Origin of the sequence: Paenibacillus gorillae (genome assembly GCF_000513275.1) — a bacterium.
GTDB classification, from domain to species: Bacteria; Bacillota; Bacilli; order Paenibacillales; family Paenibacillaceae; genus Pristimantibacillus; species Pristimantibacillus gorillae.
Genome location: NZ_CBVJ010000129.1, coordinates 1 through 14,887, shown reverse-complemented (window position 1 = coordinate 14,887; position 14,887 = coordinate 1). Strand labels below are relative to the sequence as shown.

Here is a 14,887-nt window from a genome sequence, read left to right as displayed (position 1 = left end):
GCACGATGACTCGCTTTCATTGAACGAAACTGTTTTGTTCAGTAAAATAATAGAAAAACGATAGAGAGAAGAGGTCTTCCGGTGGCGAAATGGGATAACATGCTGTCTATGCTTTGGATGCTGCGTTCCGGAAGGAAATTTACTGCGGCGCAGATTGCAGACAGCTTGGAGATCAGCGTCCGTAGTGTGTACCGGTATATCGACGCATTATGCGCCAGCGGCGTGCCTGTTGTGGCGGAAGCTGGCCATGATGGCGGCATTCGCATTCTGGACAGCTTTAAGGAAACACCGCTGTTTTTCAATTCCGTAGAGCTGAAGGCGCTTGTAGATGCGTTCAAATTTACGCAAGGCGCTGGTTATCCCTATACCGAGGAACTGGAAAGCGCGCTGAAGAAGGTGGAGAACGGTTTGCACGAGGATCAGCTTCACGAGCTGTCCCGTCAGACGAGCGGCTTGGATGTGATTGCACCGTCGATGCCCCCATTTGTCGTTCCCTTGTTAAAGGATTTGGAGCAAGCGGCAAAGGAAGGGCAAACAGTCCGTATCGCCTACCGCAAAGAGAATGCGGAGCGGGCTGAGGAACGTGATGTCGATCCGCACGGACTAGCCTACAACCGGAATGTATGGTATGCTGTCGCGTTCTGCCATCGGTCACAAGCGGTGCGGACGTTCCGTGTGGACCGTATAACGGGGCTGGAGCGGACGGAAGCACGCTTCGAAATACCCGAGCGGTTCTCCGCGTCGGACTACTTTCGAGACCAGTCCGAGCAGGGACGGGAATCGGCGGGACCACTCATCCTGATTCGCATTGCGGGAGAGCCGGGCACACTGAACGCAGTGTGCAGCAACTGGCATCTGCGCCATTTTTTAAAGGAAAGAACCGATCAAGAGGCCAGGTTTCTGCTCGATGTCCCAACGATGAACAAGTACCTGCCCATGTATCTGCTGTCGTTCGGCAAGGCTATTCACATTCTGGAGCCGCTGGAGCTGAAACAACGAATTCATGAGACGGCTTGTGGCATCGCAAAGCACTATGAAGAAGATTGGGATTAATCTTCCCTGACAGCAGTTGTCAGTGAATCGGGTATATGATATAGGTAAGGCTAAGGCAGCCAAACGAAGGCGTATAAAAGAAAGGTGTGTTCATCGATGCTGCAACAATCCCATCAATTGTACGAATATCATGTTTGGGCGAACGAACAGCTATTTGCTCACTTCGAACAGCTTCCTGAGGATGTATTTCATGCGGAGATAACGAGCGTCTTCCCATCCGTTGCACAAACTTTAGGCCATATTTACTTATTTGATCAGCTCTATATGTTTGTGCTTGCAGAAACCCCCAATGAAGATATTTTTCCTAGGATGCCAGGCTGGATGGAGGAAGCGAAGGGAAAAAGCGCAGGTGAGATGCGGCAGCTGTTTACGGGTGTCACTGAACAGTTCCGTGAATTGCTGCGGCGTACGCCAGATCCCGATAAGGCAATGACAATCCGGCATCCAAAGTACGGCAGTCTCGACACTCGTTTCTCTGATATTTTGCAGCATGTGGTGAACCATGGGACCTATCATCGGGGAAATGTCACCGCAATGCTGAGGCAGCAGGGGTATGCTGGCGTTCCGACGGACTATATGTTTTATTTGCTGGAGCTGCAGAAAATCAAAGAAAAATCGCTTGAAGCTAAATAAAGCGTTCTAATGAAAGGGCCATCCCGCCAAGGATGGCCTTATATTTTTGCCCGAATAATAGGCAGCTCGCTGTAGGGCATCCACGCAGGTATCAATAAAGCCATATTACCCTTGAATAATGACCACTTAGAGCAAATGTATTTTTATATGCTAAGCCATCGATTAGATTAAGGTATGAAAAAGTACATGAAGCGAGAGGTGGTCATTATGAGAATAGCCATTGGTATATTGCTTGGCGTTATCCTTTTGGTCGGAATCGGGTACGGGGCATTAGCTTATATGAACAGGCCCATTTCTAAAGAGGCAGTTACTGAAAAAATTGAGGAGCACCTCGCAAAGGTAGTGAAAAGAAATGGCTCATTATCTAGCGCATTATTGACCATTTACTCTAATCAAACGGGCTACTTTGAACAATTCGCAACAGGTACGAAAAATCGGGGCTCCGATGAGCCTGTTCGTATCGATAGTCCATATCATGCAGCCAGCGTTGGCAAAATGATGTGTGCGGCTGTCTATGGCATATTAGCAGACGAAGGGAAAATCAACTTTGACGATAAAATTAGTTCTTGGCTGGATACGGATACCCTTAAGAGATTATTCGTTATAGACGGCACCGATTATAGCGAACAGGTAACGCTTAGACATTTGTTAACCCATACGTCTGGAGCCGCAGATTATTTTGAAGGTCCGGTGAAGAGCGGGCACCCGATGCTGGAGGTCATCTCATCCAACCCGGATCTATCATTTTCTCCGCAGGAGCTAATTGCCTTCACGAGAGACAATCAGGATCCTGTAGGGAAGCCGGGCCAACAGTTTTATTATTCGGATACCGGATATATACTGCTTGGTCTTATTCTGGAGGAGATCGAGAAGAAATCTTATGCGGATATATTGGATGAGCGAATCTTCAAGCCTTTAGGTATGAACGACAGCTATTTATATCAGGACGAATCTTCCGATATTGTCGGCATATATTTGAATGGCATGGACTATAGCGATAAAGCAGCGTTATCGGTTGACTGGTCAGGCGGCGGCGTCATAACGACGATGAATGATTTATTAGTATTCATGAAGGCTTTCGTGAACGGGGAGCTGCTGTCTGACGAAGTGTATAAACAGATGACAGACTTTCATAATCGTTATAGAAAAGGCATCTATGCGGGTATGGGGATGATGTATTTCGACTTTAGCAAGTTGTCATTCCTGTTAGGTTTAAGCGCTATGACCGATGTCTACGGCGGTATCGGGGCGACAGGCACTTACGTCCTGTATGACGAAGATAAGGAAACCTTCTTCATTGCGAACTTCGGGTCTCTTGATTTTGCAGAGAAAAGCATAGAAGAACTGGTAAAAATAAGAATGATTTATGATAGGATGAAAAGTGAATAACTACTTCATATAGGTTATGAGGGCGACATGATGGTTCAATTGTTGTGTTCAAATAAGGTTTATGAAAAATTGAAGCAAGAGTTATCCAAATACCAGATTGAGATTCATCCAGACAGCGATTGGGTGCTCGTAGAGAAAGGCTATGACCTGCCTGAGGGAAAGCTTAATATCGTATTTGATGCTATTGATTATATGGAAGTGATTAAGCTCGTCGTTTCCGGTATTCGCGAAGATATCTATTCGATGAACACCCTTACTGGCTTGAGCGAAAATAAATTTGCGGTTATCGAACCAGCGGATGTTGTATATCTGGAAGCGGGGCCGGGCGGTCTCATGGCCTATACAAAGTCTAACCGATATCATATTAAAGAGACTTTGCAATATTATGAAAGCCTATGGACAGTAAAGGGCTTCATCAGAATCAATAAATCACAGCTTGTTAATTTGCTGCATGTAAAAGAAATTATCCCATGGTTCAACTCCAGGTTTGTACTTCGAATGGATAATAGCATGGAACTGGAAGTATCAAAAATGTTCTCGAAAAAACTTAGAAACACACTCAAACTATAGGAGAACCATCATGGAAAAAATTCATTTAGAAAATAGTATAAAATCATTTTTTCTGGGCCTCTTTATTGGAGTGATACTGCTGTTTTTTAACAGCGGGGATGTGCAGGTTTCTTATAAAGTGTTAACGATATTAGCCAGCGGAAGCATTGGGTTTATTATTGGTTTTATTACAGAATGGCTCACTTCTATCCTTCCGATCAGTATGGCGAATCCCCGGAATTATTTTCTAATTAACAACCTGATTGCATTAATCGTTACGATTATCATTCTGACATCCTTGGCTTGGATCGCAGGCGGCAATAGTGAGGGGAAAGGGAATTTTACGCTGATTTGTTTGACAGTGCTCAGTATTATATGTACAGCGAATCTCTTCGATTATATCGCGTATCGGCGGGCTCAGCGTAAATTGAAGTTATTTAAGGCAGGGATGAAGGACAAGTAAAATCAACTTGTGAAATAAGAATGATGAAGCCAACTCGAAAAAAAAGCCTTAACCCTATCGCAAATCAGGGTTAAGGCTTTCTATCTATTCATTAAGCTAGGCGCGTTTTGAAATCCTGATAGCCAAATTCGCGAACGACGCGGCAATCCCCGTCTTTGTCCTGTACGGCAATTGCCGGCAGCGGCATGCCGTTAAACGTATTCGTTTTGACCATGGAGTAGATCGCCATATCACCGAACACTAACCGGTCGCCGATCTTCAGCGGCTGATCGAAGGAGTAATCCCCGATGACATCGCCCGTAAGGCAAGTTGGACCGCCTAGACGATACGTATGAGGCTTCTCGCCAGCTTCGCCCGAACCGAAAAGCGGTGGACGATACGGCATTTCCAGAACATCCGGCATATGGCAGGTAGCCGACGTGTCCACGATGGCAATCTCAATACCGTTCCGATTAAAATCGAGGACAGAGGTAACCAGATAACCCGCGTTGAGCGCAACGGCTTCTCCCGGCTCCAGATAGACCTTCAGGCCGTAATCTTGCATTCTGCGAATACAAGCTTCAAGTCTCGGGATATCATAGTCTTCTCTTGTGATATGATGACCGCCGCCGAAATTGATCCATTCCATTTGAGGCAGCCATTGCCCGAATTTCTCTTCCACTGCATTCAGCGTGGTCTCCAAATCATCCGAGTTCTGTTGGCACAGCGTATGGAAGTGCAGTCCCGAAACGCCTTCAAGCAGCTCCGGCTGGAAATCTTCCAATCTGACACCAAATCGCGATCCTGGCGAACAAGGATCATAGATTTCATGGCCCTCTTGCGTGGAGCACTCTGGATTGATACGAATACCGATCTTCCGGCCGGCAGCAAGAGCTTTCGCTTTATACTTTTCCAGCTGGGAGAAGGAGTTGAAAATAATGTGGTCGCAAATGGCTATAATTTCGTCGATTTCGTCTTCGCGGTAGGCAGGGGAAAAGACATGATTTTCTTTTCCCATTTCCTCTTGACCCAGTCGCGCTTCATATAAACCGCTTGCTGTTGTGCCATTCAAGTATTTTCCGATGAGCGGATACATCGTCGTCATGGAAAAAGCTTTTTGCGCCAAAATAATCTTGGCTCCCGTGCGCTCTATGATACCGCCTAAAATGTTCAGGTTTTTCTCGATTAGGGCTTCATCAACTACGTAACAAGGTGTCGGTAACTCCTCGAACCGCATCTTAGCGAACGAGCTCCGGTTTTTTCGTATCTTCAGGCAACGCGTCAACCAGTATTGGATTGAAGTCCTCTACCCAAGGAAGTCCCCATTTGTTCAGCTCTTCCATGAATGGATCCGGGTTGAACTCTTCGACATTGTATACGCCTGGTTTATTCCATTTTCCAGTCATAACCATCGCTGCACCGATCATGGCAGGAACGCCAGTTGTGTAGGAGATGGCTTGGGAGCCCACTTCTTTGAAGCACTCTTGGTGGTCGCAAATGTTATAGACATAGTAAGTTTTGTCTTGGCCGTCTTTTTTGCCTTTGAAAATGCAGCCAATGTTCGTTTTACCCACTGTACGAGGTCCAAGGGAAGCAGGGTCTGGAAGTACAGCTTTCAGGAATTGAAGCGGAATGATTTGCTTGCCTTCGTATTCGATTGGCTCAATGGAAGTCATGCCTACATTCTCAAGCGCCTTTAAGTGCATGAGGTAGCTTTGGCCAAAAGTCATGAAGAAACGGATACGTTTCAGGCCAGGAATGTTTTGCGCAAGTGATTCCAGCTCTTCATGATAAAGCAGGTACATATCTTTTTCGCCAACTTCAGCGAAATCGTACGTGCGTTTGATTTCCATTGGCTTCGTTTCGATCCATTCACCATTTTCCCAGTAACGTCCGTTTGCGGATACTTCACGGATGTTGATCTCCGGGTTGAAGTTGGTTGCGAACGGATAGCCGTGGTCGCCGCCGTTGCAATCCAGAATGTCGATATATTCGATTTCGTCAAAATAGTGCTTCAGTGCGTAAGCGGAGAATACGCCAGTTACGCCTGGGTCAAAGCCGCTGCCCAGCAGAGCTGTGATGCCCGCTTGTTCAAAACGCTCACGGTAGTCCCATTGCCATTTGTATTCGAACTTCGCCGTATCTTCCGGCTCATAGTTTGCTGTATCCATGTAGTTTGTCTTAGTAGCCAAGCATGCATCCATGATGGTCAGATCTTGGTAAGGGAGAGCCAGGTTCATCACGATATCCGGCTTCACTTCGTTAATCAGAGCGATCAGTTCTTCCACATTATTCGCGTCGACTTGTGCAGTCGTAATTTTTGTTTTGCCGCCATCCAATTTAGCTTTCAGCTCATCACACTTGGATTTTGTACGGCTGGCGATGCAGATTTCCTCGAAAACTTCGCTGTTTTGAACACATTTATGAATCGCTACTGCTGCTACGCCTCCGGCGCCGATGACTAGTGCTTTTCCCATTTTTCAATCTCCTCATCCAAATAAAGTATTTTTTTATGCAAAACGGTAACAAAAAAAGCAAGCGAAACACGCCTCATGCGCATCACACTTGCTTGATATTTAAATTATTAAAAGACATGACTGGACATACGTGCTCGCCAGTCCGCCATAAAACGCATCGTTTCATGGAGAAGCCTTTAAATATTCAAATATCATGTTAGGATCAGAGTCTATATAGCAAATAATTACTTTTACCACTCTTATTGACCGTTTCACAAGTTGACGTGCATATGCACTGGTTGTAAAGTAACCAACTTATAAAATTTGAGCTTTTAACTCAATCAATAAGGCAACGAAAGTTGCCAATCGGCATTTGACCCGGCTGTCCGTATGGCCTTAACTTCTTGGTGGAAGTGGTCAAAGATTATCTGCTTGGAAAGATCCTACATGACTGAATATTAGCTTTCCAAAATCATACCTCTGTATAATAGCAGGATAAAGTTTAATGAGCAAGCAAAATTTTTTGGGAACGGTTATTTTATTTGCGGTGCTGAATAGTACTCCTTGATACAAGCTGATTTCCCTATAGTTTACCCGCATTTGAAGCCCGGATTTATGGTAATATAAGTAGACAAGAATTCCGTGTTTATTGCGTAATAACGCGGATTCATCAGCATTTCGAACGGGTGATTTTTTGGCTGAAAACATAACGACAACAAGGCCGTCAGGAAGTCAATCTGACGGCCTTGCTTCAGAGGCGTGTTTATGTTTTTTTTGTAAATGTGACGAATAGGGGTGCGCTCTGCAGAAAGGGGAGAAGGTATGAAAACAATTACCGTGAAACAGTTAACCGAGGTGTTTCAATTGGAAGTGCTGGCAGGATCGGAACGAATGGATCGCGTGATCTCCCGTCCGCGAACGCATAGACCCGGACTCGAGTTTGTCGGGTACTTCGATTTTTTTCCTATGGAACGGGTGCAAGTGCTGGGACGCAAGGAAATCAACTATTTGCTGACGCTGACGGTAGAGGAGCGTTTGCTTCACATCGGAAACATCGTGAAATATCATCCGCCATGCTTTATTGTGACGTCGGGACAGCAGGAAATTCCTTATCTGACGCTGTTCTGCGAACAGGAGGGCATACCGTTATTGCGTACACCAGAGAAGACGACGGAGTTTATTGCCAAGCTGGACGGCTATTTGGTCAAAGCTCTGGCGCCGGAAGTGTCGATTCACGGCGTATGCGTAAATGTCTCCGGCATCGGCATTCTGCTGCGGGGCAAATCCGGAATTGGCAAAAGTGAAACGGCCCATACGCTTATCCGAAGAGGACATCGATTTGTCGCGGACGATATTGTCGTACTTAAGAAGCTCGGTCCGGCTACCCTTCTGGGCACACATAACGTGACGGCTCGTGAGTTTCTTGCCCTGCGCAGCGTAGGGTTGATCAATGTCGTACGCCAGTACGGCCGCAGAGCATTCCAAGATGAGACGCGAATTGTACTCGATATCGAGCTTTCCCCTTGGCAGGAAAATTCGCTGAACAACGAGCTGGAGGTCATTCCACAGTACACGGAATATCTCGGCGTTCAAATCCCGCATATCGAAATCCAGCTTCAACCGGGGCGTGATGTGGCCGGATTAATCGAAGCAGCGGCGAATAACTGGTATTTGAAGCAGCACGGCTACAGTGCCGTTGATGAGTTTATGAAACGAGTCGAAGACGGCATGCAGCAGTGATTGCAAGCAAATTGTAAGGAGAACGAGCTTTGTGGCGTTCTTCTTTTTGTTTAGGACAATGCCATACTTGTGCGAAAGAGAAATTTTCAGTAGATTGTTTTGTGGAACACCCCTGCAATAGTTGAACGGAATAAGTCGGATGCTAAGCGATATATCCTGCTAGTCTGAGTGAGAAGGGAGGTCATTGGAATGAATATGCTTGAAAATTTGAATAGGGCATTAGCCTATATCGAACAGAACTTGGAGAATGAAGTGGATGAGCAAGAGTTAGCAAGACGTGCGTATTGCTCGGTGTATCATTTCAAAAGAATGTTCGCCTACTTGGCAGGCATTCCGCTTCAAGAGTATATTCGCCGCAGACGTCTAACGCTTGCTGCACTTGAACTGCAGAACCGTACTATGAAAGTAATTGATGTTGCAGTAAAGTATGGGTACCATTCGCCTGATGCTTTTACACGCGCGTTCCAAATGCAGCACGGGATGACACCTACGGAAATGAGAGCAACGAATCAGTCGTTGAAAATATATCCTCCAATGACCTTTCGTCTAACGATTGGAGGAGGCGAACCGATGAAATTTAGAATTGAGAGCAAGGAAGCGTTTCAAGTGATCGGGATCACAAACCGGGTTACACCTGTTGAAATGGGCGAGCATCCCGGTGTCGAACAGCTGTGGCAGTCATTGGATCATGACACTTATACTGAACTGAAATCTCTGAATAATGCAGAACCGTTCGGAATAGCTCATGTGAATGTTGGAGAAGGGGCTGGACGGACAAAAGGGGATTACGATTATTATTTAGCCGTTGCTTCAACAGAGCCAAGTCTGGACAAGTTTACTAGCTTGCTTATACCGGCTGCGACTTGGGTCGTAATCGATATCAAGGTTCCGTGGGAGCCAGAGAAATGGCAGCAAATTTACGGAGAATGGTTCCCCCACTCTGGGTATGAACAGATAGAGGGTCCTACTATACAAGTTGGACCAGACATTCAAATTGGTGTAGAAAAGCAGGTCATGACAGAAGAAGTTGCAATCGAGTATTGGATACCGGTTAAGAAAGTCCGGTAAGGTCTGCTCATCCCACAAAAATAGTCTAAGGGCCATCTGGCAACGGATGGCCCTTAGACTATTTTTTCGATTAATATTACTCACTAATCAACGAATAAGGCGAAATTTTGCGTATCCGCCAAGCGATCAGCATCGACACCAGATAAGCTAAAGCAGTTAGTGCGACACATGTGATAATGGTCCACGCAGTCGGAGCAGGCAGGTTGGTTTTGACAATACCCGCACCGCGCATAAACAAAGATAATATCGGATTTAAGCCGAAATATCCGCCTGAACTGCCGAGGATCGTTCCAATTAGAATAATCGGCGTATAATGAAGCGCGGTTTGATTCATCAACTGAAAGGTGGTAAAGCCTAAGGCTTTCTGTAACCCGAGCTCACGCTTTTTGCGGAGAATCATAGTCTTAATGACCATGTACAGAATCAGCAGCACCACCAGCATCGTGACAGCAAGCATTCCCGCGGCAACAACGGCAAAAATATCGCCAATCTGGCTAAATTGTGTACGGATCAGCTCCTTTGTGTTCACGGCATAGCTAAAAATATTGCCTTCTGCCGCTTTTACACTTTGAAGAAATATAGTCGTATCCGTGCCCGCTGCGAGATAAACACAAATTTGATCAAAGGTGAAATCCGGTTTAATTGTAAGAATACCGTCATAAGTCATCATCATATTAAGGCCGCCGCTGCTCATGCTTTGAATGAAGCCGGTGATGATAAACTCTTTTTCCTGCCCGCCCGCATTCACCATTACCGCGTCGCCGATTTTCTTGCCAGTGGACGCAGCAAAGGTGTAGCCAACGGCAACCTCATTGTCATGCTTAGGGTAACGCCCCTCGAACAGCATATTAACCTCGCGCTGCTCGAAATCCTTCGTAATGAAGCCGGAGACATCGATATTTTCCGAAAGTAGTGAAATATGCTGATAACCGAATGCCTTGCGTACCTCTGGCCGCTGTTGCAGATACTGTACAACATCATCGGTGCGGCTTCGGTCCTTTAGAACAAAGGCAGCATCGGCATTCTCGCCCGCAATCATCGAAAGAAAAACATCCGGTTTAACGCCAACATTATAATAAATGGACATCCCGGCAACCGAAGCAAAAGACATTGCCGCGATAATCACGATAACCATTACCGCCTGCTTCTTGCTTTGCATAAGCTGCTTCATAGCCAGAATAAATGGCAAGGGGCCTTGTGTTTTCTCAAGCAAAAACGTGTTTCGCTTGAAGCTGTGCGTGTGCAGTCCGCCGCGCAAAGCGATTAGAGGATGAAGCTTGAAAATACGTTTTACCGCCCACAAGGATACGGCCAGCACCAACAGAATGATAAACAGCAAAGATTTGAACGCTAATGCAGTATCCAGACCGGGCTTCCAGATCAATGCCGATTGAGACTCCATAAGGTTCGCCAGTACAGGCAGCATGAGCTGTGATGCAGCAATCCCAATCAGGCCGCCAACGAAGGCGATGCCTGTGAATTGCAAGACGATGGAAAGCATAATCTGACTGTTTCTATAGCCAATCGCCTTCAAAGCTCCGATGTTGGTCATGCCCTCATCAATGTTGTTCACAATGCCAAAGTGGATAACAATGAGGCTGACGATCAGTATGATTAGCGCAAAGGCTGTAATTAGCAGGGCAGTGATAGAGACCGTAGACCGTGCCTCTTTTGCCGCATTATAGCTAAGGGCAAACACAAAGGGCGAAGATACATTTTTCATTTCCTCAGTATGGTAAAAAGATTTCTCATAATCCAGCTGCGCTTGCAGGCCCATACTGCTCTTTTCCATCCGTGCCGTCTGCAGATAGCTTTGGCTATCCGGAAACTGGGCGGAAAATGTTGCGAAGGCTTTGTCCGGCACATAGAACCGGTATAAATCACTCATTAAAGCGCCGAAGGTCATTTCTTCGGTGAAGCCGGCGATGGTGAAATGCAGCTCTTGCCCGTCAAAATTCAGCCGGTAGTCATCACCGAGACGATAATCGCCAGCAACCTTCATAATGTAAGGCACATAAATACCGTTCTCTTCGAGAGGCAGCGACTTGCCAACGAGCGTAGCTTTGTTCATCGCCGAGCTGTCGTTGGCATTTTGAAAAATAACGGCGGCAACGTTCTTAGATTCGTGCATAAAGTATTCGCCGTAATCCGCTAATACAGCCAGCTTTTCCGTCTCGTTGACGCCAGAATAACGCTTCAGCCAGTCCAGCTGCTCCTCTTGGGTATATTCGGCTTTTTGCAGAATAGTGAGATGAGGGGCATGATGCAGCTCGGCCCGTTTATCGAAAAAGGGGTCAAAGTTAAACAGCAGCACTAAGCCTACATTCAGAAACAGAACCGCGATCAGGACAAAGAGCAGCAGGCTCCCTGCCTGACTTTTGTTTTTATGGATATTTGCAGCAGCAAGCATTGTAATCTTCCGCATGCTACCACCCCATTTCATTCAAAAACGAACTTAGCTTCTCATGCCGTTCCCTATCGCCGCTTACATACTTGCCCAGCTGGCATTCGCCGCATACGACACCGTCCCGCAGGTAAATAATGAGGTTGCCCCGCCTTGCCGATTTCAAATCATGGGTGACCATTATTATGCTTTGACCCTGCTCGTTCAGTTCGGTCAGCGTGTCGAGAACCGCTTTCCCGGCGGCTGAATTAAGCGCGCCTGTCGGCTCATCTGCAAACAGAATTTCCGGACTGTTGATTAATGCGCGAACGATAGCCGCCCGCTGCGCTTCGCCTCCCGAAACCTGCGCCGGAAATTTGCGCCACATCATTTCATCGAGATTTAACCGCTGCAGCAGCTGTTTTGCCCGTTGGACGACCGCCTTATGGTTTTTAGTGACCAGCAGGCCGCTTGCTATGATATTATCCAGAATGCTCATATTGTCCATGAGATAGATTTGCTGAAAAACAAAGCCGCAGTGATTCCGCCGAAATACGGCAAGCTTGTCGTTGGAGAGCTTCGATATCTCTTGATCGCCGAAATAGATTTCACCCAGCGTCGGCTTATCCATGCCGGAGAGCGCATAGAGCAGCGTCGATTTTCCGGCCCCGGAGGACCCCATAATAACGGTAAAGTCGCCGCCGGCGATTTCAACGTCCAGATTTTTCAGAACATGCTGCTGGTTTCCACCAGTGGAAAACGTTTTGCACAGCTTCTTTGTCGATAAAATAGCTTTTTGCATGTATGACCCTCCTAAGCCAATAAAAAATGAGACTGTATCCTGTACAGCCTCATTATGTCACGCCCTTTCTTAATGGGTCTTTGCCGGTTCCTTAACCAATTCTTAAATCGGTAACGATATCGAATTTACTCCGCGAGGCGCAGCATTAGGATAACGGTGAAGCCGTCCGTCTGCTTTTTAACATGGAGCTCACCTAACATTTTCTCCGTCAAATAACTGCTGATGTACAGCCCAAGGCCGTAACCGCTTATACCGTCTGCATTTTTCCCGCGATAATATTTGTTGGGCAAAAGAGGGAGCTCCTCGAAGGGGACACCGTCTCCATAATCAGTAATCTCTAAGACGAGAAAGCCATCGTCGAAAGACGAGCTGATCGCAATTGCCGTTCCCGCATACTTATAGGAGTTGCTGATCAGATTGTCGAGCACCTGCTGCAGCCTTGGAGCATCGGCCAATATAACGCAATCCGGTATATGGTAGGGTATTACCCGCGATTCATAATCTGCATTTCTAATTAAGTCCGGAAGCGCTTTGCTTGGCATCTCAGCAACCGTCACCGTTAGCTCCTGAAGCTCTTTCATGGTCGCGTGGAACAGATTCGTTAATAGGGTCTCGATTTGGTCGGCTTTCATTCCGATTGTTCGCAGCTGTTCCGCAGATCGCTCGTTCCCGGCAGTCACAAGCATGAGCTCAGATACTGCTTTTATGGAGGCAAGCGGCGTCTTAATATCGTGGCTTAATGAGGCAACAAGCTCTTTTTTGCTTTGATTGGCTTTTCGTTCACTTTCTCGAGCAAGGTGCAATTGTTCCCGCATGATGTCAAAGCTCTCGGTAAACACGCCGAAAATATTGGACCGGTCGATTGCTAACGGAACATCCAAATTTCCTGCGGCAATGTTGCCGGCAAACCTTCTCATCTTCTGAAATGGGCGGAGGATGGTATGGTTCAAATAGGCAGCATAACTGATAGAGATTGCTAGTAATAGGACTAGAAAGCTCGTGCAGGCAATGACCAGAGTCGTTCGATAGGATTTCCATAGGGCGGCTGTATCGTTATAAAAGACGACTTTTCCTAAAATCTGACCGTCTTTCTCGATGTCCACAAGCGTGTCTCTGTTGCGGATCGCATGATTGAAGCTTTCATATTGTCCATTCCGGGTGGCGGCGATCAGTTGACTTTTTAAATCGACTACGGCATATTCCAATTCATAAGGGAATTCCGGTAAGCTTGCTGTATCGAGCACCTGCAGCCAGTTATCCGATACTGTTTTGACGATATCATTAGCTTGAACGGGGTTCAGCTGCGCAACCGGCGCCGTGCGAAGCAGGTACAGGAGGAAAAGAATCCCAACGGCAAGAAGAGCCAGAGCAAACACAAGCAGCGGCTTGATCTTCATTGCTTGTCCTCTTCGAATACGTAGCCCGTACCCCATACCGTTTTGATGTATCGTGGCTCATTCGGATTTACTTCAATTTTCTCACGCAGGCGACGGATATGAACGTTTAACGTATTGTCTCCGGCAACATAATCCTCCCACACCTTTCTGAAGATCTCATCCTTGGAAATGATACGGTTTTTATTCTCAACCAGATAGGTCAGTAGCTTATACTCCATAGACTTGAGTGTGATTTCCTTCCCTTGGACAAATACCCGCCTTAACTCATAATCGATTTTGATTCCCCCGGAAATGACCGATTTCCCATCCTGAGCCTGATACCGCTTTAGGACGGCTTTTACCTTGGCCAATAGCACGGAGAGGGAATATGGTTTTTTAATATAATCATCCCCGCCAATGTTCAAGGCGAGCAGCATATCGTCATCGCTTGTGCGGGCGCTTATGAACAGAATGGGAACGCTGATCGTTTCGCGAAGTCTTTTGCACAGGTCGAAGCCCGAGGAGCTGCCTAAGTTGATATCGAGTAAAATAACTTCTGCAGAATTTTCTCGGAAAAAATTCATACACGCCGTCGAATCGGCGACCCATGCTGTATTCACACCAAATAGATTGAAATACTCGCAGGTGCTTTGGGAGAGGACCTCCTCGTCATCTACAATCAAACAGTCATATTTCACGTGACAGTTCCTCCCGTCTTTTTATCCAGCTACAACTATTCTCATGCTTTCTTCATTATTCGATACTGTAAGATGATCTGCAATACCCCGGTACGGCTTGGGCTTTAAAAATATACAAAAAAGAGGGAGGAGCTTGTCATAAGCTCCTCCCTTGGTTTTAGTCTTGTCCGAAAAGGAATGGCGATCATGCTTTGTGAGTTCAGGCTGCCATTGGCTGGAGCAATCAGCGGATCAAAATGCAAAAGTACATGTGGGAGGCCGATTTTTCGGCGATTTATCGCTTCAAAATGCAAATGTG

At 46.5% G+C, this 14,887-nt stretch carries 14 protein-coding genes; 7 read left to right on the top strand and 7 right to left on the bottom strand.

Going from position 1 to position 14,887, the window contains the following annotated elements:
* The first annotated feature begins 81 nt into the window (after positions 1-81).
* The 5 genes from TY10_RS24460 (at position 82) to TY10_RS24440 (ending at position 4,087) form a co-directional block, all read left to right on the top strand.
* A complete protein-coding gene (locus TY10_RS24460) occupies positions 82-1,053 on the top strand; it encodes a helix-turn-helix transcriptional regulator (protein WP_042169599.1) in 972 nt (323 codons plus the stop codon).
* 96 nt (positions 1,054-1,149) lie between these two features.
* Positions 1,150-1,686, top strand: a complete 537-nt coding sequence (locus TY10_RS24455) for a DinB family protein (RefSeq protein ID WP_052350751.1) — start codon at positions 1,150-1,152, stop codon at positions 1,684-1,686.
* Between the two features lie 207 nt (positions 1,687-1,893).
* Positions 1,894-3,075: a serine hydrolase domain-containing protein gene (locus tag TY10_RS24450; RefSeq protein ID WP_042169597.1), complete on the top strand. Its 1,182-nt coding sequence runs from the start codon at positions 1,894-1,896 to the stop codon at positions 3,073-3,075.
* A gap of 69 nt (positions 3,076-3,144) precedes the next feature.
* Entirely contained in the window at positions 3,145-3,645 is a 501-nt protein-coding gene (locus TY10_RS24445; protein ID WP_238327997.1) for a LytTR family DNA-binding domain-containing protein, read from the top strand.
* A 10-nt stretch (positions 3,646-3,655) separates the two neighbouring features.
* Positions 3,656-4,087 carry a hypothetical protein gene (locus TY10_RS24440; RefSeq protein WP_042169593.1) on the top strand — a complete coding sequence of 144 codons (432 nt, stop codon included), beginning with the start codon at positions 3,656-3,658 and terminating at the stop codon, positions 4,085-4,087.
* 91 nt (positions 4,088-4,178) lie between these two features.
* On the opposite strand, the gene nspC is transcribed toward TY10_RS24440, so the two are convergent.
* On the bottom strand, positions 4,179-5,303 hold the full coding sequence (gene nspC, locus TY10_RS24435) for a carboxynorspermidine decarboxylase (protein WP_042169591.1): 1,125 nt from the start codon (positions 5,301-5,303) through the stop codon (positions 4,179-4,181).
* 1 nt (position 5,304) lies between these two features.
* Positions 5,305-6,543, bottom strand: a complete 1,239-nt coding sequence (locus TY10_RS24430) for a saccharopine dehydrogenase family protein (protein WP_042169589.1) — start codon at positions 6,541-6,543, stop codon at positions 5,305-5,307.
* Positions 6,544-7,344: 801 nt separating this feature from the next.
* On the opposite strand from TY10_RS24430, the gene hprK reads away from it, so the two are divergent.
* Both hprK and TY10_RS24420 read left to right on the top strand, forming a co-directional pair.
* Complete coding sequence (gene hprK, locus TY10_RS24425) at positions 7,345-8,262, top strand: HPr(Ser) kinase/phosphatase (protein ID WP_042169586.1); 918 nt, start codon at positions 7,345-7,347, stop codon at positions 8,260-8,262.
* Between the two features lie 189 nt (positions 8,263-8,451).
* Complete coding sequence (locus TY10_RS24420; RefSeq protein WP_042169583.1) at positions 8,452-9,330, top strand: AraC family transcriptional regulator; 879 nt, start codon at positions 8,452-8,454, stop codon at positions 9,328-9,330.
* Between the two features lie 76 nt (positions 9,331-9,406).
* Here TY10_RS24420 and TY10_RS24415 read toward each other — a convergent pair whose 3' ends face one another.
* From TY10_RS24415 to TY10_RS31880, 5 genes are all read right to left on the bottom strand, one after another.
* A complete protein-coding gene (locus TY10_RS24415; protein ID WP_042169579.1) occupies positions 9,407-11,755 on the bottom strand; it encodes an ABC transporter permease in 2,349 nt (782 codons plus the stop codon).
* A 1-nt stretch (position 11,756) separates the two neighbouring features.
* Positions 11,757-12,515: an ABC transporter ATP-binding protein gene (locus TY10_RS24410; protein ID WP_042169577.1), complete on the bottom strand. Its 759-nt coding sequence runs from the start codon at positions 12,513-12,515 to the stop codon at positions 11,757-11,759.
* Between the two features lie 125 nt (positions 12,516-12,640).
* Complete coding sequence (locus TY10_RS24405; RefSeq protein ID WP_042169575.1) at positions 12,641-13,912, bottom strand: HAMP domain-containing sensor histidine kinase; 1,272 nt, start codon at positions 13,910-13,912, stop codon at positions 12,641-12,643.
* On the bottom strand, positions 13,909-14,589 hold the full coding sequence (locus TY10_RS24400) for a response regulator transcription factor (RefSeq protein WP_042169573.1): 681 nt from the start codon (positions 14,587-14,589) through the stop codon (positions 13,909-13,911). Before TY10_RS24400 ends, TY10_RS24405 begins: the two co-directional genes overlap by 4 nt.
* A 104-nt stretch (positions 14,590-14,693) precedes the next feature.
* A partial coding sequence (locus tag TY10_RS31880; RefSeq protein WP_042169570.1) for a hypothetical protein occupies positions 14,694-14,887 on the bottom strand: 194 nt, incomplete at its 5' end.